Annotated in this window: 17 protein-coding genes; 11 read left to right on the top strand and 6 right to left on the bottom strand. The window is 59.7% G+C overall.

Annotated elements, in window-relative coordinates:
* Positions 1-13: 13 nt before the first annotated feature.
* Positions 14-2,401, bottom strand: a complete 2,388-nt coding sequence (locus ACYZUA_RS17430; RefSeq protein WP_461959858.1) for a DUF3772 domain-containing protein — start codon at positions 2,399-2,401, stop codon at positions 14-16.
* Between the two features lie 227 nt (positions 2,402-2,628).
* Here ACYZUA_RS17430 and ACYZUA_RS17425 point away from each other — a divergent pair, with 227 nt between their 5' ends.
* Positions 2,629-3,084 carry a hypothetical protein gene (locus ACYZUA_RS17425; RefSeq protein WP_461959857.1) on the top strand — a complete coding sequence of 152 codons (456 nt, stop codon included), beginning with the start codon at positions 2,629-2,631 and terminating at the stop codon, positions 3,082-3,084.
* Here the strand turns inward: ACYZUA_RS17425 and ACYZUA_RS17420 are convergent.
* Genes ACYZUA_RS17420 through ACYZUA_RS17410 form a run of 3 tightly spaced genes read right to left on the bottom strand, consistent with a single transcriptional unit; the run spans position 3,069 to position 6,791 of the window.
* Positions 3,069-4,109 (bottom strand): DUF2955 domain-containing protein, encoded by a 1,041-nt coding sequence (locus ACYZUA_RS17420; protein WP_461959856.1) that lies wholly within the window; start codon positions 4,107-4,109, stop codon positions 3,069-3,071. The genes ACYZUA_RS17425 and ACYZUA_RS17420 overlap by 16 nt on opposite strands.
* Positions 4,099-5,241: an HlyD family secretion protein gene (locus ACYZUA_RS17415; protein ID WP_461959855.1), complete on the bottom strand. Its 1,143-nt coding sequence runs from the start codon at positions 5,239-5,241 to the stop codon at positions 4,099-4,101. Before ACYZUA_RS17415 ends, ACYZUA_RS17420 begins: the two co-directional genes overlap by 11 nt.
* Positions 5,238-6,791 (bottom strand): efflux transporter outer membrane subunit, encoded by a 1,554-nt coding sequence (locus tag ACYZUA_RS17410; RefSeq protein WP_461959854.1) that lies wholly within the window; start codon positions 6,789-6,791, stop codon positions 5,238-5,240. The genes ACYZUA_RS17415 and ACYZUA_RS17410 overlap by 4 nt, the downstream gene beginning before the upstream one ends.
* A 118-nt stretch (positions 6,792-6,909) precedes the next feature.
* On the opposite strand from ACYZUA_RS17410, the gene ACYZUA_RS17405 reads away from it, so the two are divergent.
* A complete protein-coding gene (locus ACYZUA_RS17405) occupies positions 6,910-7,434 on the top strand; it encodes a transporter suffix domain-containing protein (RefSeq protein WP_461959853.1) in 525 nt (174 codons plus the stop codon).
* Positions 7,435-7,589: 155 nt separating this feature from the next.
* Here ACYZUA_RS17405 and ACYZUA_RS17400 read toward each other — a convergent pair whose 3' ends face one another.
* Both ACYZUA_RS17400 and ACYZUA_RS17395 read right to left on the bottom strand, forming a co-directional pair.
* The gene (locus ACYZUA_RS17400; protein ID WP_461959852.1) at positions 7,590-8,186 is read right to left on the bottom strand and encodes a cupin domain-containing protein; all 597 of its coding nucleotides are present in this window, start codon (positions 8,184-8,186) and stop codon (positions 7,590-7,592) included.
* 154 nt (positions 8,187-8,340) lie between these two features.
* Complete coding sequence (locus tag ACYZUA_RS17395; protein ID WP_461959851.1) at positions 8,341-10,302, bottom strand: oxidoreductase; 1,962 nt, start codon at positions 10,300-10,302, stop codon at positions 8,341-8,343.
* Positions 10,303-10,518: 216 nt separating this feature from the next.
* On the opposite strand from ACYZUA_RS17395, the gene ACYZUA_RS17390 reads away from it, so the two are divergent.
* The 9 genes from ACYZUA_RS17390 (at position 10,519) to ACYZUA_RS17350 (ending at position 21,157) form a co-directional block, all read left to right on the top strand.
* The gene (locus tag ACYZUA_RS17390) at positions 10,519-11,568 is read left to right on the top strand and encodes an ABC transporter substrate-binding protein (RefSeq protein ID WP_461959850.1); all 1,050 of its coding nucleotides are present in this window, start codon (positions 10,519-10,521) and stop codon (positions 11,566-11,568) included.
* 75 nt (positions 11,569-11,643) lie between these two features.
* Positions 11,644-12,429 carry a class II aldolase/adducin family protein gene (locus tag ACYZUA_RS17385; protein WP_461959849.1) on the top strand — a complete coding sequence of 262 codons (786 nt, stop codon included), beginning with the start codon at positions 11,644-11,646 and terminating at the stop codon, positions 12,427-12,429.
* Between the two features lie 234 nt (positions 12,430-12,663).
* Entirely contained in the window at positions 12,664-13,311 is a 648-nt protein-coding gene (locus ACYZUA_RS17380) for a TetR family transcriptional regulator C-terminal domain-containing protein (RefSeq protein ID WP_201181884.1), read from the top strand.
* A gap of 92 nt (positions 13,312-13,403) precedes the next feature.
* Entirely contained in the window at positions 13,404-14,120 is a 717-nt protein-coding gene (locus tag ACYZUA_RS17375) for a response regulator (RefSeq protein ID WP_461959848.1), read from the top strand.
* A gap of 26 nt (positions 14,121-14,146) precedes the next feature.
* Entirely contained in the window at positions 14,147-14,899 is a 753-nt protein-coding gene (locus ACYZUA_RS17370) for a substrate-binding periplasmic protein (RefSeq protein WP_461964030.1), read from the top strand.
* Positions 14,896-17,160, top strand: a complete 2,265-nt coding sequence (locus ACYZUA_RS17365) for an ATP-binding protein (protein ID WP_461959847.1) — start codon at positions 14,896-14,898, stop codon at positions 17,158-17,160. Before ACYZUA_RS17370 ends, ACYZUA_RS17365 begins: the two co-directional genes overlap by 4 nt.
* A 217-nt stretch (positions 17,161-17,377) precedes the next feature.
* Entirely contained in the window at positions 17,378-18,784 is a 1,407-nt protein-coding gene (locus ACYZUA_RS17360; protein ID WP_461959846.1) for an amino acid permease, read from the top strand.
* A 377-nt stretch (positions 18,785-19,161) separates the two neighbouring features.
* Entirely contained in the window at positions 19,162-19,953 is a 792-nt protein-coding gene (locus tag ACYZUA_RS17355) for an enoyl-CoA hydratase/isomerase family protein (protein WP_461959845.1), read from the top strand.
* 43 nt (positions 19,954-19,996) lie between these two features.
* On the top strand, positions 19,997-21,157 hold the full coding sequence (locus ACYZUA_RS17350; RefSeq protein ID WP_461959844.1) for an acyl-CoA dehydrogenase family protein: 1,161 nt from the start codon (positions 19,997-19,999) through the stop codon (positions 21,155-21,157).
* Positions 21,158-21,162 lie beyond the last annotated feature (5 nt).

Below are 21,162 nucleotides of genomic sequence, written 5' to 3'. Positions count from 1 at the left end.
CCTCAGATGGGCATTACGCGGGAGGAACAGGCTTGGCCAATTCAATGCCGGCCGCACTCAATCGCTTCAGGATCTCAAAAAGCAGATCGCTCTTGGTCGTGCTGACAATTCTTGGGCTGCTGACATAGCCGGTGATGGTCAAGGTGATGCCATCAGGGCTCAGATTGCTGAAACGGACAACGGGGGCGGGTTTGTCGAGGATGGTTTCATGCTCTTGATAGGCGGTGTACAGCAGGGTTTTGACTTGTTCGGGGTCGATATCCAGAGGGAACACCAGCTCGAGGGTGGCCACCCCTTGGGCGCTGCCGCCCATGGTCACATTGCGCAGGTTCTGGGAAATAAGCTGCGAGTTGGGCACGATCACGATCGAGCGGTCACTGAGCTGTATCTCGGTGGCCCTGACATTGATCCGTCGGATATCGCCTTCGACCCCGCTGATGCTGATCAGGTCGCCGACCTTGACCGGACGCTCGGTGAGCAGGATCAACCCGGACACGAAGTTCTTGACGATCTCTTGCAGGCCGAAGCCGATCCCCACTGACAACGCACTGACGATCCAGGCCAGATTCGTCCATTGGACGCCCAACGAAGACAACGCCAGCAGAATGACCAGTACGTAGCCGATATTACTGAACAGGGTACTCAGCGATGCACCCATGCCGGGGTCCATATCGGTTTTCGGCAGGAACTCGTTATCCAGCCATCTGCGCAGCGATCGAATCAGGTAAATACCGATCAACAGCGCGAGGAACGCATTCAACAGATTGCCCGGAATGATGTTCAGCTTGCGCAGGCCATCGCCGCCGAGGATCGCTGAAACCCTGTCAGTCAGTTGGCCAAAGGTCGCTCCAATCCCGCCAACAATCGTTGTAATCGCGGCAATCAACAGTAAGGCCGCTCTGCCAATACCCGCCACGACAACCTCGATTTGTTCAAGCCGTACGTCGCCGATACCCAGCAGCTGTTTGATCGTTTTGCCGCTGGGGTGCTTTGGCGAAAACAGGTAATCGCACGAGTCCCTGAACAACTGCGTCAGCAAATAGAAGCTGGCAATAACGATGTAGAGCCAGACAATTTCGTAAGTGATGAATCGGGCCAGGGAGATGTAACCGACCAGCAGGCCAAAAATCGAGATCAACATGGCGATACTGACGCCGGTATATATCAGCCCCGCCAGCGTAGTACCTGACTCAGGGTGTTCCCCGGCAATGACCATCGCTCGGCGGGTTCTACTGACGCGTAGCAATAGCGCACCGATAATCATGATGACGACTAATGAAACGACGCCCCGGCTGAAGAGAACCACTTGCGTACTCATACCTGTCGCATTGGTGACTTGTACCAGCGAGATAAGTATCAGCATTGATCCGGCCAGCAGCGCCGGAAATGGGTTGATTGCAAGTGCCACTTCATCGGCGATGCCAGGCAGCCGCCATGAGGGATTGCGTTTAGACAGCAGCGCCCGACTCAAACCGATAATCAGAGCGCAGGCGTAAGCAACTTTCTCGACATCGTCAAAGTATCCTTGCAGTGGCTGCGGCAATGCTTCAAACCGGGTAGCGGCAGCGGAGATGAGCTGTATTGCGCAACCAGCGCTCAACATCGTGGCAACTACCGTCGCTATCGCCAATGAACTTCTGCGCAGGCGACCTTCCGGTACTCGATGGATGCAGACCCATGTCAAACCACGTTCAGCCAGTCTTCGCCCCAGCGTCCAGAAGGCCAGGGCCAGCAATAACAACGTCGCGGTCGCGGCACGCCGGCCGGGTTGCCAGGCGGACTGAATGACACTGTTGGACTGATCGATCACAAACCTCAGACGATTTTTATCCTCCTCCAGTGGAGAAAACAGCGGTAACCAGAACCGGGGGTTGAGGAAGCTGGCTGTGCGCTGGGCCAGTTCGGTTTCCAGTTGGGTACGCCGCATGCTGGCAATCTGAGTGATGAGGTTAGTAGCGCCTTCTTTGATGGCCTGCAGTATCTTGAGGTCGCCATCCACTTTGTCTTTTTGTGCAGTGAGATAAGACCTTTGTTTCACCAGATCGGACTTTTCCATGGCCTCGCTGGTGGCGGATGCCGTGCCGAGTACACTGAGTTGCGCTTGCAATTGCGCTTGCTCGGGAAGTAACACCGCCGCCAACTTGTCCGCATCACTGAGGAGCAACTGAACGTTGTCCTGAAAGCCTATCAACTGTGTGTAGTTACTGGTCAGTGAGGCCTTCTGCTTAAGAGTGTCCAGCCTTAGTTGCAGTTCTTCCAGATCGCTTTTTGACACCGTAGCGGTAGCGCTGGCCTCACTGTTGCTTGACGTGTTGGGTAGTTCGTCCGCCGACAGTTCGCGGATGTTCGCTCCCATCAGCGCGAACACAACGAATATGAGTAATTTCAATGCAGGACGCATAGGCATGCCTCCAGCGGCTTTAGCCATTCAGGTTAGGTCATGGCGTGTGCAGGCGCGAAAAATAGTTCTGCGATACGGAGGAAGAGGGAAGGGGAGCGGGTGAGAAGGGGTGATCTACAATCTTTTATGCTAAACCGCGCTCAGGATCACGAGGTGTGACGTATTGAGCGGTCTGTCTTATCGACCCAGTGTGCTTACAGAGTGCCGGGCCCCTGTCGGAGGTCATCATGAAAAGGTTGTCATCCATTAGCCTGTGCATCTCACTGTCGGTTTCCTGGACCCAGGGGTGGGCGGAAACGGTCGTGCCGATGAAAGGGCAGAGTTCGCAACAAACTCAAACGGACATGACCGAATGCCACAACATCGCGGCCGGTCAGAGCGCCTCGACTGCACCGCCTGCTAGCGGTGGAAGGCTGAAGGGGGCCGCGGCGGGCGCTGCCGCCGGTGCGGCGGGGGCGCAGGTGCGGGGACGTCAACATGACGAGTTCTATGATCGTGTCGACGATGACGTGAAGCAGGACTATCGGCAGAATCGCGCCAAAGAAACCGCCGTGGCCGGCGCGGTCGTCGGAGGCTCGCGTCAGCGTCAGGAACGCCGGGCGCAAGATAAAACCAGTGCTGCGACCAGTTCAACGGCCTATACCAGTTGCCTGCAGGGTAAGGGATATCAGGTTAACCCTTGAGCACTTTCCTGCCGTTGATCGAGCAGATGAACCATCAGGCAGGCATACAGCGTCACGAGAATGAACAAGCCCATGCGGATGGCGAATGCTGTGTAAACGTCTTTGCCTGCTGCGCTGTCCTGTACCGACTGACCCAACAGGATGATCAGCGTGATCAGGGTATTGAGCCAAAACCCCGGGGTAAACCGCGTCGGGCTCAGGGCATATAGCTTGCGCGCCATCACCAGGCCGAACAGCAGCATCCACAGAAAGAACATCCACAGATGCACAAACAGGCTGAGCGCACTCCAGAACAGGATCGCCAGCAGGCCTGCAAGCAAGGTTGAGCCGAGCAACTCGCGACCGGCGTTGCGGGCGTTCGTCGTGGAGCTTTGCTGTCCCAGGCCGACGGCCTTCAGGATGATCGGCAGATAACCGGCCGGGTCGATCAGCGCCAGCAGGAATGCCGGCAGCACGATCAGGGTGGCACGCAGCGCAATCCGACTGACTTCTTCTGCCGGCAGACGTGGAGCAGCCGGCGGGGAAGGTGCATTGGGTGGATCCGGAAATAGCCCATGACTGAACGCCACGACGATAACGGCAAGCAGCAAACCCTTGACCAGTGCGCCGATGACCATCGCTGCCAGATCGTATTCGGCGATACCGGCCGAGGAAATCATGGTCAGGCCAATCACCAGGAAGGTCATGATCAAGGTGTTGCCGCCGCGCAGGCCATAGCGGAAGGCAAGGAACAGACCGACGCTGATCAATAGCACGCCGCTGACGGGGTAATAACGCAGGACCGGGATCAATAGCAGGCCAATGCCGGTGGTCAACATGGCGGCCAGTGCGAGAACCAGTCCTGCCTTGAACGGCAGCGGGCGATTGACCGAGGCCAGCAATAGCAGGCAAAGCACCGGCGCCATAAAGGGAATCGGCAAGCCGAGGCCGAAACTCGCGGTGAGGCTCAACGCCGTGCCAGTGGCCAGACGCAGTGCGCGTTGATTCCGTGGCGTGCGCTGAGACGACATACCCTTAATAGGCATAGCTCAGCCAACTCATGAACCCCACAAACACTCGACCGAGTGGGTTCAGCGGATTGCCCTCGGTGGGGAAGGCCATGACTTCGGCCTGCCCACCGGCACGGATCCCCCGACTGACACGCAACGTGTTCAATGAGTCAGGTGAAAACTCGATAACGACTGGAAAACGCTGGGCCGGACGCAACCAATCGCGGCTGTTCTGCACGCTGGGCAAGGTTCCAGGCGGGGGTGTTTGCCCCACGCTGACGCCGTAACCGACACTGCGTACGCGCCCCTCGAAGACCTCGCCCGGCAGAGCATCCAGAACAATCGAAACGGGCGTGTCGAGCTTTACCAGACCGAGGTTGTTCTCGGTCATGTCCGCACTGATCCACACATCATGAATGGCGATCAGGGTCATGACCGGGCTACCGGCAGCGGCGAATTGCCCAGCGTCAGTGCGCAGATCCGTGATCAGCCCGGCCGAGCGAGCGCGAATCTGCGTGTTGGACAGATCCAGTTCGGCTTTGGACAACGCCGTGGCGGCGCTGCGCAGCAAGGCGTTGTCTTCCTCGCTGCCACCTTCCTGCTCACGCGCGCGCTGCACTTCGGCGCGGGCAGCGGCGACCTGACTCACAGCCTGTTCGCGGTTGGCGCGAGACACTTCGAGCAGGCGTACGGAAATGGTGCCCGGGTCTTCGCGATACAAACCTTCGAGTCGCTGATTGTCCTGGCGCGCCTTGAGCTCATTGGCCTGGGCGGCCCGCAGATTGGCTTGGGCCGAGGCTATTCCAGCGGTGCTCGCACCGATCTGTCGGCGGGTCGATTCAAGGTCGGCACGTGCACGGTCGACGGCAATCTGGTACGGCTGCGGGTCCACCTCGAACAGGATTTCGCCAGCCTTGACGTCCTGGTTGTTGCGCACGCTCACCCGGATCACGCGGCCCGCCACTTCCGAGGCAACGGGAATCACAAAGGCACCCACCCGGGCCTGCTGTGTATAGGGTGTGAAACGATCCGCCAACAGGTACCAGGTCAGGCTCAGGAGGATCAGTAACAGCACCCACTTGATGCCTTTTTTCGCCGGGTCGGCAGCCGTTGCTGGTGCCTGGGCGACTGCTGGGGGCTCGGACGAGGAAGGGACGGTTTCACTCATTGGTCTTTTACCTTGTAAGACATTGGAATGGCAGGCTGTGCAGTGCTGGGCTCTTCCAGCAGATCGCCCCAGTCGGTGCGTTTTTCCATTTGCTGGCGGGTGGCTGGATCAACTTTCGGCTGGGCGCTGTACCAGCCACCGCCCACGGCTTTGTACAAGGCAATGACGTTACTGACGGCATTGCTGCGGGCGACCAGATAATTGTCCTGTTGTTCGAGCAAGGCACGCTGCGCATCCAGCACCCTCTGGAAGTCTGAATAACCTTCGCGATATTGCGCGCTGGCCAACACCAGCGAACGTTTGGCCGCCACTTCGGCCTCACGCAGGATCCTTTCGCGCTCCAGGGATTTGATCAGGCCATAGGCCGCATCGTCTGCCTCGCGTGCCGCCTGGCGAACCTTGTCGCGGTAAGCCTCGATCAGTTGCTGCAACCGCGCATCCTGCACGCGCACGTTGTTGCTGATCTGGCCGTGATCGAACAGATTCCAACGCAGACTGGGGCCGCCGATCAAATCCAGACTCCGAGGCGTGCCACTGAGCGTGTCGGTGGACCAGACGATGCTGCCGAGCAAGGTCAGCGACGGATAGAAATCGCTCTCGGCCACACCGATCAGTGCTGACTGAGCGGCGACATTAAGCTCGGCGGCGCGCACGTCGGGCCGACGCAGCAGCAAATTGGCCGGTACATCTTGCAACACTGCACGGTCGACCAGCGGGATCAATCCCACGTTCTCGACCAGTTGCGGCAATGCGCCGGGCGGCTGGCCGATTAGCACGGCCAACGCATTTCGGGTGCGCTGAAGCTGATCTTCGAAGTTGGGGATGGTGCTCAACGTGCCCAGGTACTGGGTTCTGGCTTGTTGCAGGTCGAGCTCGGCAGTTTGGCCACTGTTGAAGAGCTTCTCGGTGATCTCGAAGTTGCGCTTTTGCTGTTTGGCGTTTTCCTGGGCGACGCGTAAACGGGCTTCGGTGGTGCGCAGTGAGAAATAGGTATCGGCCACTTGCGCGCGCAGCAGGACGAGTACGTCTTCATAGTTGGCCTGGGCGGCGAAGTAGCTGGCATCGGACGACTCGATGGCTCGACTGAAGCGGCCCCAGAAGTCCAGCTCCCAACCCACGTCGAACCCCGCGCTGTGCTGCCAGAAATGGCTGTCTTGCGGATTGGTCCCGCCAGATTGCCTGCGGTTAAAGTAAAGACTGTCGACACTGGCTTGCTGCAGTTGCGGGTAAAGACCGCTTTGAGCAATGCCGAGTTGGGCACGGGCTTCGATGACGCGCAGGCCAGCGATTTTGAGGCTGGAGTTGCGTGCATCCGACTCGGCTATCAAATGATTGAGGACCGGATCGGCGAAGACTTGCCACCACTGACGAATGTCCGGGTTCAGGCTGCGCTGGCTGGATTGCTCGAGGGCAGGGGTGGTCCAGTGTTTGACCCATTCTTCGCTGGGCGGCTGGAAGTCCGGCCCAAGTCGTACGCAGCCATTGAGGCCTAGTAAGCCAAGCAGCACGAGCCGGCCTGGCCAATTCAGCAGGGTTGTACCTGGAGGCATTACGCATTTCCCGACCAACAAACATCACTGGAGCATAGCCGTCCAAATGGGCACATGGCTGCTACGCTTTTTAAGCGCCATCAAATCTACTGCAATCGGTTAAAAAGGTACGACGATTATGAATAACACCCCGGGTGTCGTTGAAGCCCATTCAGCTGGCTGGCGCTTTAAGTTGGGCATAGCCATCATCTGCTTGATGCTGGGCTCCTGGCTGTTGGTGCCACTTGCTGCGGCAGCGGATGTGGCGGGTTCAAAGATCGCTGCACTGACTGGTGTGCTGTTCATCAGCAACAAAGTCCTGTTGATCATCGTTATTGCGGTGATGGGCAAAGCCGGATTCCAACAGTTAAAACGCAGCCTGTTCGGATATGTGTCCTCACTTGCTCCTAGCACGGAAGTCGAAGTGGGCCCATGGCGTCACAGAATAGGCATTGTTATGTTCTTTGTGCCGCTAATTTCCTCCTTTCTTGAACCCTACGTCGACAGCATTTGGCCTGGACTCAGGCCCAACCTCTGGCAAGCTCAAGCGCTGGGTGATGTCATGCTGATCGGCAGCTTTTTTGTATTAGGGGGAAATTTCTGGGAGAAAGTGCGCGCCTTGTTTATTCGCACTGCTCGTGTCGCAACCCCAAGTGCGGCGTGAATAACAAAAGTAGGCGAGGGTATGAGTACTCGTGCGCTCCTTGGTTGTTGCGAAATGGCCGGTGGCCGATGGGCCGGGTTCACCCCAGCGCAGCGCGGTCCCGGCGTCGAGGTCGAACAGGTCGAGGACACGGCACTTCAAGTCGTCAATCTCCGTTAGAACGTTGGCGGGGTAATCACCCAGATCACCACCGCATCCACCTCGCCAGGGTTGCCGTAGCGGTGCGGTTCCTGGCTGGAAAAGCTGAAGCTGTCGCCTTCGTTGAGCTGGAAGTAGCGCTCGCCGACCCACAATTCGAAACTGCCGGACAGCAAGTAACCGGCTTCTTCGCCTTCGTGGCTGTAGCTTTGCTGGCTGTAGGTGCCGGGCGGAAAGCGCGAGTGGAGCATTTCCAGTTGCCGGTTGGGTGGTGGGGTCAGGAGCTGGTCGACGATGCCGTCTTCGTAATGCACGCTCAGACGACTGTTTTTGCGCACCACTACGCCATCGTCCTCGGGGGCGGTGTTGGCTTCGCTGGCGAAGAACCACTGGATGGTCACACCGAGGCTACGGGCAATGTTGAACAGCGCCGGAATAGACGGGTAAGCGAGGTTGCGTTCCAGTTGGCTGATGTAGCCCGCTGTCAGCTCACTCAATTGCGCCAGTTTCGCCAGGGTCATGCCCCGGCGTTTGCGCAGGCCGCGAATCCGCGTGCCCAGAAAGTGCGGTTCGGCGGTGCCGGTTGTGGGCGGTGTATTGCTATTGTTGCTCATGGTGAGTTCCGAACCGGGTCGAACGTGAACCCCGTAGGAGCGAGCTTGCTCGCGATAGACTCACCGACGCCGCGTTCAACCAGTAAGCACGCATTAGGGAGCATCGCGAGCAAGCTCGCTCCAACAGGGTAAAAGCCCCGGAGTATAAACGGGCTTAAAGCGCCCAAGCGACTTTCAAACCCTCATAAATCGCTTCTTCGGCGGTGCGCGGCGCCAGGCAATCGCCGATGCGTCGAAATTCCACCAGGCCTTGCAGTTCCGCGCCAAGTGTATCCACTGGTTGATGACCCTGACACAACACAAGCGTGTCGATATTTTCCAGCAACATGGGTTCGCCACTGGCGGTGTGTTGCAAGTAAACGGTGTTGTCGTCACAACCGTACAGCCGCGCGTAGGGGATGATGGGAATGCCCAGTCTGTGCAGCTCACCGGCCAGTTGGTCACGCACATACAGCGGCAGGTTTTCCCCGCAATGGGTGCCATTGACCGCCAGTTGCACTTGATGGCCGGCACGGGTCAGACGCTCGGCTATGCCGGGGCCGATCCAGTCGCAACGCCAATCGACCACCACCACCGAACGGCCGATTTGCACTTCGTCGCGCAGCACCTGCCAGGCATCCACCACCTGCAATTCACCCCCGCGTTCGAACGCCGGCCAATATGGCTCGGCACCCGTGGCAACAATCACCATCTCCGGTTTTTCCCGTTCCACCAATGCCCGGTCGACCCGGGTGTTGCGCACTACTCGTACGCCGGCCAATTCCATTTCCCGTTGCAGATTGGTGCTCGCGCCACCGAATTCGCTGCGCCGTGGCAGCAATTGCGCCAACAGCACTTGGCCGCCAAGTTGTGAACTGGCTTCGTACAGCGTCACGTCATGCCCGCATTGCGCCGCCACCGCAGCGGCTTTCATCCCGGCCGGACCACCGCCGGCAATCATGATGCGCTTGCGTGCCGGCGCCGGTTGCCGCGCTCCAAAGATCAACTCGCGACCGGTTTCAGGATGCTGGATGCAGGAAATTGGCAAACCTTTGTGAAAGTGCCCGATGCACGCCTGATTGCAGGCGATGCAGGCGCGCACGTCTTCGGCGCGGCCGGCATTGGTCTTGTTGGGCATTTGCGGGTCGCAGATCAACGCCCGGGTCATGCCGCACACATCGGCCTGACCCCGGGCCAGAATCAGTTCGGCTTCCTGGGGTTGATTGATGCGCCCGGTGACGAACAGTGGAATGCTCAATCCGGCCTTGAAGGTGCCAGCCTCTTTGGCCAGGTATGCCGCTTCAATCGCCATCGGCGGCACAATGTGCACCGCGCCCCCCAGTGACGCTGAGGTGCCGGCGACGATGTGCACGTAATCCAGTTGTGGTTGCAGCAATTGCACGGCAGCCAGGGATTCGTTTTCGGTCAGGCCTTCCGGGTCGCGCTCGTCGGCGGAGATGCGCAGGCCGATGATGAACTGCTCGTCAGTGCTGGCTCGTATCGCGGCGATGACTTCGCGCAGGAAGCGCAGACGCTGTTCCAGCTCACCGTTGTAGCCGTCGGTTCGGCGGTTGACCCGGGGGTTGATGAATTGCGCAGGCAGGTAGCCGTGACTGGCGACCACTTCGACGCCATCGATCCCGGCCTGATGCAGACGCCGGGCGGCAGCGGAATAACCGGCGACAATCTCGTCGATCATCGGCTGATCCAGTGCGCGCGGCATCACCCGGAAACGTTCATTGGGCACCGCCGAAGCGGAGTAGGCCACGGCCAGCAGGCCATCGCTGGACTCCATGATCTCCCGCCCCGGATGGAACACCTGCGACAGCACCAAGGTGCCGTGAGCGTGGCAGGTTTGCGCGATTTTCCGGTAGCCATCGATGCAGGCATCGTCGGTGGCCATCAGCACATGGGAGGTGTACCGCGCGCTGTCATGCACACCGGCCACTTGCAGCACGATCAGCCCGACCCCACCTTCAGCGCGCGCCCGGTGATAGGCGATCAGCTGTTCGTTGACCAGATTGTCGGTGGGCATCGAGGTGTCATGACCGCTGGACATGATGCGGTTTTTCAGGCGTTTGCCACGGATCTGCAAGGGTTCGAACAGGTGCGCATAAACTGGGGTCGGGCTCGGCATGGTACGGATACTCCGGCAGGCTGGAGCCGAAAGGCGGGTTTCGGCGTTGTTGTTATTCACCTATAGAAATTTACCTACAGTAAAAAATCAACTTGTTTTTTTACTGTGGCATACAGTAGTTTCGTTGCGAGCCCGCTCCTGGGGCGAACCTCACCAACAATAAAAAAGGGCTATGCCGACCGATATTCGGCTTTGCACCTGTACGAGGAACCACTGATGAAATCGAATACGCTCAAGCACGGTTTTTATCCCTTGGTGTTGACCCTGGCCATCGGCCTGGGCAGCGCTCAGGCAGCTTCGGACATGGTGGTGGTCGGATACGGCGGGGCCGGACAAAAAGCCCAGGACGTGGCGTTCTTCCAACCGTTTAGCGCAGTGGAACAAAGCAAGGTCATCCAGAGCGAATACAACGGCGAAATGGCCAAGATCAAAGTCATGGTCGACACCGGCAATGTCGATTGGGACGTGGTGCAGATCGAAGGCCCGGACCTGATGCGCGGCTGCGAAGAAGGCATGTATGAACGTCTGGACTGGACCCGCCTGGGCGACGCCGGGCAGTTGATCCCCGAAGCCGCGCAGGAGTGCGGTTCAGCGGCGCTGGTGTGGAGCGTTGCGATTGCCTACGACACCGACAAACTGGCCAAGGCTCCGACCTCATGGGCCGATTTCTGGGACGTGCAGAAAATTCCGGGCAAACGTGGCCTGCGCAAACGCGCGGTGTACAACCTGGAGTTCGCCTTGCTCGCTGACGGGGTGAAGGTCGAGGATGTCTACAAGGTGCTCAATACCCCACAGGGCGTAGACCGGGCGTTTGCCAAACTCAATCAGATCAAGCCGTACATCCAGTGGTGGGAAGCGGGCGCACAACCGGCGCAATGGCTGACCGCCGGCGATGTGGTGATGACTTCAACCTACAGCGGACGCATCGCCGCCGCCGCGCAAAGCGGCAGCCATCTGGGGCTGGTCTGGCCCGGCAGCCTGTATGGCATGGACTACTGGGCGATCATCAAGGGCTCCAAACATGTCGATCAGGCCCAGCGCTTCATCGCCTTTGCCAATCAGCCGGATGCCCAGGTCAAGTACGTGCAGCAAATCCCCTATGGCCCGACCAACACCGAGGCCGCTGCGCGACTGGACAACAAACTCGCGCAATGGGTGCCGACTGCGCCGCAGAACCTCAAGGGCGCGCTGTCGATGGACGTCGGTTTCTGGGTCGACCATGGCGAGGAGCTTGAGGAGCGCTTCAACGCCTGGGCGAGCAAGTAACTGACTGCGGCTGGACGTCCATGCGCGTCCAGCCGTACTGACTGCCCGAACCGATCAGCCTAGAGAACCATAACGATGAATGAGATCGCGACCTACCTGACTGCGCGCAGCGCTACCGAACAGCGCCTGCGCGAAGAACTGGCAGCCTGTTATCGCTTGATTGCACATTTTCGCATGACCGACCTGATTTTCACCCACATCTCGGTGCGCCTGCCGGGGCCGGAACATCACTTTCTGATCAACCCCTATGGGCTGATGTTTGATGAAATCACTGCATCCAATCTGGTGAAAATCGACCTCGAAGGCCGGGCCGTTGAACTGTCACCGTACCCGGTGAACCCCGCCGGTTTCGTGATTCACAGCGCCATTCACGGTGCCCGCGAAGACGCACAATGCGTGCTGCATACCCACACCAAATCCGGTTGCGCAGTCGCCGCATTGAAATGCGGGTTGGTGCCGGTCAATCAGATTTCCATGGAGTTCTACGGTCGCGTTGCTTACCACGACTACGAAGGCGTGGCGCTGGACATGAGCGAGCAACAACGATTGGTGCAGGACTTGGGCGACAAACCGGTGCTGATGCTGCGCAACCACGGTCTGCTGACGGTTGGCGAGACGGTGAACCAGGCATTTTTGCGCATGTACTATTTGGAAAAAGCCTGCGAAATCCAGTTGGCCGCGCAAGCTGCCGGTGAGCTGGTGTTACCCCCGGCCGAGGTGTGCGAACACACCGAGCGCCAGTTCAACGACCCTGGTCGGCCGCTGGATGACGGCGAGCTGAGCGACCCGGATGCAATGCAGTTGGCCTGGGCGGCACTGTTGAGGTTGCTGGATCGGGTGGCGCCGGGTTATCGGGACTGATCGAGACCCAGTGTTGTATCGTGTGGCGCCTTCGCGAGCAGGCTCGCTCCCACAGGGGATATGCGTTGTGGCACGAATTTGGGCTCCACGCTGGCCAAGTGTGGGAGCGAGCCTGCTCGCGAAAGCGGTCTTTCAGGCGTATGACTGCTGGAGACATGCCACGCTCTTGCTGTACAGTCGTTCAGCTCGCCGGCAATACGCGGGCCCCATGATTGGATCCAGGAGCGTGTCGTCATGAATCAGGAAGCCCGTTTTTCTCGCATGGAACCGGAGTTGCGCAAGGCCAATCTGATCGAGGCGACGTTGGTGTGTCTCAAGCGCCATGGCTTCCAGGGCGCTTCAATCCGCAAAATTTCCGCTGAGGCAGGTGTGTCGGTCGGCTTGATCAGCCATCACTATTCCGGCAAGGACGAACTGGTGGCCGAGGCCTACATGGCGATCACCGGGCGCGTCATGACCCTGCTGCGCGAGGCCATGGAACAGGCGGCGCCCAATGCCCGCGAACGGTTGTCGGCGTTCTTCCGTGGTTCGTTTTCCGCCGAATTGCTCGACCCGCAGCTGATCGATGCCTGGCTGGCATTCTGGGGCGCAGTGAAAACTGCCGAGGCGATCAATCAGGCTCACGATCAGTCCTATGGCGAATACCGCGGCATCTTGCGCAAAGTGCTGATGGAACTGGCGCTGGAGGAGGGCTGGGAAAACTTCGACGCCGATCTCGCCGCCATCAGCCTGAGCGCCTTGCTTGACGGTTTGTGGCTGGAGTTGGGCCTCAACCCCGGCACCTTCACCCCGGAGCAGGGCATGCAGATTTGCGAGGCTTGGGTCGATGGTTTGCAGGCCGGCGGTCGCCAGCGCTTTTGTGTGCAGACGAGCAGCTGTTGATCGCTTGTTCAACAGTGGATACTCTCTGGCGCAGATGCAACAAAACACTCTAATAAGAAATAAGCCTTCGGGCCTGTGCAGGACACCAAGCAATGACTCCTCGGGTACTGATCGTCGATGACGATCCGCTGATTCGCGAACTCTTGCAGGCCTATCTTTCCCGGGAAGGCTACGAGGTACATTGCGCCGCCACGGCGGAACTGGCCGAAACCTTCCTCGCCAGTCAGACCGTGGACCTGGTCATGCTCGATATCCGTTTGCCCGGCAAGGATGGCTTGACCCTGACCCGGGAGCTGCGGGTGCGTTCGGAAGTAGGGATCATCCTGATCACCGGGCGCAATGACGAAATCGACCGCATCGTCGGCCTCGAATGCGGCGCCGATGACTACGTGATCAAACCCCTCAATCCACGGGAACTGGTGTCCCGGGCGAAAAACCTGACTCGGCGGGTTCGGCATGCGCAATCACCGCAGCCCGTGGCGGCTGTGTCCAAACCGGTCAAACAGTTCGCCGATTGGGCGCTGGATACCGATCGCCGGCGCCTGATCGATCCAGCCGGCAGTGAAACCCTGCTGACCCACGGCGAATACCAGTTGCTCAGCGTGTTCCTGCGCAACAGCGGCCACACCCTGAGCCGCGACCAGTTGATGGACCAGATTCGCAACCGCGAATGGGTGCCCAACGACCGCTCCATCGATGTGCTGGTTGGCCGCTTGCGCCGCAAGTTGCACGACGATCCCGCCGAACCGCAGTTGATCATCACCATCCACGGCGCCGGTTACCTGTTCACTGCCAGCCTGGCGGCGTGACGGTTGTGAGGCGACTGCTTTGGCTGATGCTGGCGCTGGTGGCCGGCAGTACCCTGGCGGCCGAAAAGGTCCGTTATTGCGATTACCCGGTATACCCGCCGATTTCCTGGAGCGACGGCAAACAGGTTCGGGGTCTGGCGCCGGGCGTGGTGAAAAAGCTGTTCAGTCAATTGGGCTACGAGGTCGAGATGGTGGTGCTGGGCAACTGGAAGCGCTGCCTGCTGGATGCCGCTGAAGGCAGGGTCGACGTGGTGCTGGCCTACAGCAACGCGCAACGGGAACAGAGCATGCTGTTTTCCACGGTGCCGGTGCTGCGCGAAGAAGTGGCTTTGTTCATCAATCGCCAGCACCCGGTGAAATTCGAACGGCTGCAAGATCTGGCCAAATACCGTGGCGGCTTGCTGTTCGGTGAAAGCTACGGCGTGGAGTTCGATAGCATGGTCGCGCAAAACAACAACATCGAATGGGTCTCCGACAACCGCCAGAACTTCGGCAAGCTGATTCGCGGGCGCATCGATTTCATTGTCCAGGAGCGTCGCACCGGTCAGTTGTACATCGCAAACCTGCCCGGCGCACAAGACATCGTGGCCTTGCCCGATGTATTGAGCATGGACCATCTGCGGGTGGCCGTTTCGCGTCTTTCGCCGCTGGCCAGGCATATGCCGCAAATCAATGCGCAGCTGCAGCGCATGGTCGATGCCGGTGATATCGAGCGTCTGCTCAATGAAAGCGAAGTCACCTACCGCGACATGATCAACCTGCCGGCCAACACACAATGATCCGCGCCCGCCCCGGTGGACTATTGCGGCGTCTGCTGCTGTTCATTCTGTTGTTCAGCCTGTGCTTCACGGTGCTGGCCAGCAGCGTGCAGCTATACATCGAATACCGTCGGGAAATGCGCGAGATCGACTCGCGCATGGAGTTGATCCGCGCCGGTTATCTGGCGAGCCTGGAGCGCAGTCTGTGGGATCTGAACCAGGAGCAGTTGAACGTGCAATTGCGCGGCCTGGTGGGTTTTTCCGACGTGGCGCGGGTGCACCTGACCAGTCCGGACTACGACTTGCTACAAGGCAATCCCAACCCGGTGGGGCCGTTGCGCATCGAACGTTTTGCCCTGCGCTATCTACCGCCATCCGGCCCGTTGCGCCAGCTCGGCGAACTGCAAGTCAGCACTGATCTGGGCGCGGTGCATCAGCGCCTGTATGCCACCGGGTTGACCAGTTTGTTGTGGATGGGCGTATTTCTCTGCGGTTTGGCGGTGGCGCTGTCCGGCTTGTTCTATCGATTGGTCACCCGCCACTTGCGAGTCATGGCCGAATTTGCCCGGCGCATCGCCGCCGGTAAATGGCACGAGCCGTTACGCCTGGACAAGCGGCGCAACGCTCAAGAAGATGAAATCGACACCGTGGCCAACGCACTGGATGACATGCGCCGGGCGATCCTCATTGATATCGACCGCCGGGAAACCGACCGCCTGGCCTTGCAGGACAATCGCGATGAATTGCTGCGCAGGGTCGAGCGGCGCACCGCCAGCTTGATGCGCGCCAAGGACGAAGCCGAAGCGGCCAACCAGGCCAAGTCGCGGTTTCTGGCGACCATGAGCCACGAGTTGCGCACGCCACTCAACGGTATTCTCGGTATGGCTGAGTTGCTGCGCGGCGCCAGCCTGAATCAGCAGGACAGCAAGCGCCTGGATGCCTTGCACAAGGCCGGTGAGGGCTTGCTGGCCATCCTTAATGAAGTGCTGTATTTCGCCAAGCTGGAGGAGGGGGCGAGCCTGCCAGAGCCGGTGGATTTCTCGATTCGCCAATTGCTCGACGAAGTGCTGACCCTGGTGGAACCCAAGGCGCTGAACAACGACACGATTCTCACTTGCCGGGTCGATCAGCGGGTGGCTGAACATCACCACGGCGCGGAACAATTTTTGCGCCAGGTCTTGAGCAACCTGTTGGCCAATGCGATCAAGTTCACCGAAGGCGGCGAGGTCGGCGTGGAAGTGGCGTTGCTCGCGCCGACTGAAGGGCAGAACGGGCAGCACTTGCGGGTGAGTGTCACTGATGACGGCATCGGCATTGCCCCGGCGATGCAGGCGAAGATTTTCGAGCGCTTCACCCAGGCCAGCGAGGAAGTGGCGCAGCGCTTTGGCGGCACCGGGTTAGGGTTGGCGATCTGTAAGAATCTGGTGGAGCACATGGGTGGTTGCATCGGTGTCAGCAGCGAAGTCGGGCACGGCAGTTGTTTCTGGTTCGAACTGGCCCTGGAGCCGGCCAACGATGTCATCAACGTAACGCCGCTTCCCGAGGAGGGCCCGGAACTGGACATTCTGGTGGTCGAGGATGTGGCGCTCAACCGTGAAGTGGCCGAGGGGCTGCTGCTACGGGATGGGCATCAGGTGTGGCTGGCCATCGATGCTCAACAGGCGTTGTTGCAGTGTGCGACACGGGCTTTTGATCTGATTCTGCTGGATGTGCATCTGCCGGGGATGAGCGGCGTCGAGCTTTGCTCACAGATCCGTAGCACCGACGGGCCGAATTGCCAGACGCGCATTTTCGCCCTGACCGCCAGCGTACAACCGGCGTTGGTACGCGGTTACCTGGACGCCGGCATGGACGGCATTTTGGCCAAACCGCTGAAGCTGGACAGCCTGCGCCAGGTGCTGGCGGGGCAGACGATTGTCAAAAAACCCTTGGTGGCTGGCGGGACGATGGACTGGGCGTTGCTGCAAACCCATCGCACCTTGCTCGGTGAGCAAAAGGTGCAGGGCCTGCTGGCATTGCTGCACGACTCGATCCTTCAGCACCGAGATGCGCTGGACGAAGCAATCGAGGCCGACGATTGCACAGAGGTAGCGCAACTGGCGCATCGCCTGTCCGGCAGCAGCGATTCATTGGGTTTTCGTGGATTGGCTGAGGTATTGCGCAGGCTGGAAACAGCGGCGCTGGGCAACGACGAACCGGCAATCCGTGAGCTGGCGCCGACCGTTCAAGCGCAAATACAACGGGCGCAGCAAACCCTGGAAGATCTGTTGCAGCACAGATGAACAAGCCGCTCTTACAATATCGTTACGATTTTCTACAACTTAGATCGCTGCGTACAACGCGACCTTACATGGCGTTCCAATAATCGACGCAGCCGCCGCAGCGCGGTCTTCGAAGCTTCTTGGAGACAATAATAATGAATTGCCTAAAGCTGATCCTTCCCCGCGCCATGATCGCCTGTCATGCGTCGCACACCTCACTGACCGCTGAGGTGCCGACATGAACGAAAGCACTGAACGCAAAGGCATCCATCTGACCCGAGCCCTGAAAAGCCGGCACATTTTCATGCTGTCTCTGGGCGGCGTGATCGGCACCGGTCTGTTCATGGGCTCCGGGGTGATCATCAACCAGGGCGGTCCGATGGGGGCGATTCTGGCGTACCTCGTCGCCGGTTTCCTGATGTACCTGGTGATGGTCTGCCTGGGCGAACTGTCGGTACACATGCCGGTATCCGGTTCGTTCCAGACCCACGCCACCCGATACATCGGCCCGGCCACCGGGTTCATGATCGGCTGGGTGTACTGGATGAGCTGGGCCACCACAGTCGGCCTGGAATTCACCGCAGCCGGGATGCTCATGACCCGCTGGTTCCCGGCGGTGCCGATCTGGTATTGGTCGGCGCTGTTCGTGGTGGTGCTGTTCGGCCTCAACGCCCTGGCGACCCGCGCCTTCGGTGAGGCGGAATACTGGTTCTCCGGGATCAAGGTCGCGGCGATTCTCGGCTTCATCGTGGTCGGCGTGCTGGTGATCTTCGGCGCGATTCCCCTGACCAGTGGCGCACCCGCGCCGATGATGAGCAACCTGATCGGCGACTCGTTGTTCCCTCACGGCCTGTCGGCAGTATTCGCGGTGATGATGACCGTGGTCTACGCCTTCCAGGGCTGCGAGATCATGGGCGTGGCCGCTGGCGAAACCGACCAGCCGGAAAAAAGCATCCCGCGCGCCGTGCGCAACGTGGTGTTCCGGGTGCTGATTTTCTATGTGCTGGCGATTATCGTGCTGTCGGCCATCGTACCGTGGCAGCAGGCAGGGCTGATGGAAAGTCCATTCGTGCAGGTGTTCGACATGGTCGGCATCCCGTACGCCGCTGACTTGATGAACTTTGTGATCCTCACGGCGATTTTGTCGGTGGGCAACTCCGGCCTTTACGCGTCGACCCGCATCCTCTGGGCCATGTCGAAAACCGGCATGGCGCCCAAAGGCCTGTCGGTACTGAGCAAACGCGGCGTGCCGTTGCGCGCCCTGAGCATCACTTTGTGTTTTGCCCTGGTGTCGCTGATGACCAGTTTCGTAGCGGCGGACACGCTGTTCATGGTGCTGATGGCGGTGAGTGGCATGTCTGGCACCGTGACCTGGATTGTCATCGCTCTGGCGCAATACAAGTTCCGCAAAGCCTACCTGCGCGATGGCGGCAAACTCAGCGACCTGAAATACCGCGCCCCGTGGTTCCCGGTGCTGCCATTGATGTGCATCACGCTGTGCTGCTCGTTGTTCGTGTTCCTGGCACTGGACGAAACCCAGCGCCCGTCGCTGTATTGGGGCTTTGGATTCATCGCCCTGTGCTATGGCGCGTACTTTGTGTTTCATCGCAAACGCGAAGCGGTGTTGGCGCCGAGCTTGCCGTAAGCCCCAGAAAAAAATCCAAACCCTGTGGGAGCGAGCTTGCTCGCGATAGCGGTAGATCAGTCAGCAGATATGTTGATTGTGATGACGCCATCGCGAGCAAGCTCGCTCCCACCGTTGTTCCGCAAATCCCGTAGGAGCGAGGCTTGCCCGCGAAGGCGTCCCAGATATCACAGCAATGTAGGCAGTTGTTCGAAGTTGTAACAGCGCCACCGCCCCACGATCGCTTGTCGAGCGATAACCCATATAAAACAATAGCTTAAACAAATCTCAAGTCTGTTACAGCGCATTTCACCTTCGATTGCCGCCTTGCTGAACACTCGTTTAGTATGACCTCAGTCGCATCACCTCACGCCAAACACAATAATTCGAGGACTCGCATGACTACTCACGATTCTCTGCTAAGTCAGGTCGAAGCAGGCGTTGCCTGGATCACCCTCAATCGCACCGCCCAGCGCAATGCGCTGGACATCCCGACCCTGAAAAATATCCACGCCTTGCTCGACGGTTTCAACGCCGATCCTGCGGTCCGCGTTGTCGTGCTGACCGGCAGCGGTCGCAGCTTCTGCGCCGGTGCCGACCTCGACGAATGGGCCGCCGCTGAAGCCTGTGGTGCACTGGAAAGCTACGGCTGGACCGAAACCGCCCACGCCCTGATGAGCCGTTTGTATAGCCTGGAAAAGCCGACCATCGCCGCCATCAACGGCACCGCCGTCGGCGCGGGTATGGACCTGACCCTGTGCTGCGACCTGCGCATCGCCGGACAGTCGGCGCGGTTCAAGGCCGGCTACACCAGCATGGCTTACTCGCCGGACGCCGGCGCCAGTTGGCACCTGCCACGTCTGATCGGTGCCGAGCAAGCCAAGCGCCTGTTGTTCCTCGACGAATTGTGGGGCGCCGACCGTGCTCTGGCCGCTGGCCTGGTCAGCGAAGTTTGCGCCGACGATCAATTGCAGAGCGTCGCCAGAGAGCTCGCCGCACGCTTGGCCGCAGGGCCGACCTTTGCCTTTGCCCAGACCAAAAAACTCATGTGCGAAGGCGCCGACCGTACCTTGTCCGAGCAACTGCAAGCGGAACTGGCCGCCGGCCTGTTGTGCGGTCGCAGCGAGGACGGCAACGAAGCCCTGCGCGCGGCCATGGAAAAACGCCCGGCACGCTTTATCGGTCGTTGAGCCTCGGTACACCTCTATCAGCATACGAACAACAGGTAGCACCATGAATTTCCAACTGACCCAAGAACAAGAAATGTTGGTGGACGCGGTCCGCAGTTTCGTCGCCAAGGAACTGCTGCCCTATGAAGATGAAGTCGATCGCGCCGACGAAGTCTCCCCGGAGCTGGCGGCGCAGATTCGCGGCAAGGCGATCGCCGCCGGTTTCTACGCCTTCAACATGCCGGAAGAGGTCGGCGGTGGTGGTCTGGATTACCTGTCCCAGGCGCTGATCGAGCGTGAGCTTTCCAAGGTGTCCTGGGCGCTGCATGTCTTCGTTGCGCGGCCATCGAAAATTCTCATGGCCTGCACCGGCGATCAGATCGACGACTACCTGTTACCGTGCATCCAGGGCGAGAAGATCGACTGCTTCGCGTTGACCGAACCGGGCGCCGGTTCCGATGCCAATGCAATCCAGACCCGTGCCGTGCGTGACGGTGACGACTTTGTTCTCAACGGCAGCAAACACTTCATCAGCCACGCCGGCCACGCTGACTTCGCCATTGTCTTCGCTGTCACCGACACCTACGAACACAACGGCCGCAAGCGCAACGCCGTGACCTCGTTCCTGGTCGACCGCGACACCCCGGGCATGACCATTCGCCGTGGCCCCAAGTGCGTGAGCAACCGTGGTTATCACACCTTCGAAATGTTCTTCGATGACTGCCGTGTCCCGGCCTCCAAAGTGTTGGGCGAAGTCGGCAAAGGCTGGGAAGTGGCCAACGCCTGGTTGACTGCCGGCCGGGTGATGGTCGCCGCCAACTGCGTCGGTCAGGCGCAACGAGCGCTGGACGTGTCGCTGCAATGGGCGGCCGATCGCAAGCAATTCGGCCAGCCGATCGGCACCTATCAAGGGGTGTCGTTCAAGCTCGCGGATATGGCCACGCAGATCCGCGCAGCGGAGCTGCTGACCCTGCATACCGCCTGGAAAATGGACCAGGACACCATGACCGATGGCGACGCCGGCATGGCCAAGCTGTTTGCCAGCGAAGTGCTGGGGCGCGCGGCCGATGAGGCGGTGCAGATTTTTGGCGGTATGGGCCTGATGGACGAAGGTCCGGTGGAACGTATCTGGCGTAATGCGCGGATCGAACGGATCTGGGAAGGCACCTCGGAAATCCAGCGCCACATCATTTCCCGCGAGCTGCTGCGGCCACTGCTGCGCTGATCGCC

The organism is Pseudomonas sp. LS2P72 (assembly GCF_054897865.1).
Note: the sequence above shows the minus strand (reverse complement) of the source record. Positions and strands in the feature narration are given on the sequence as shown.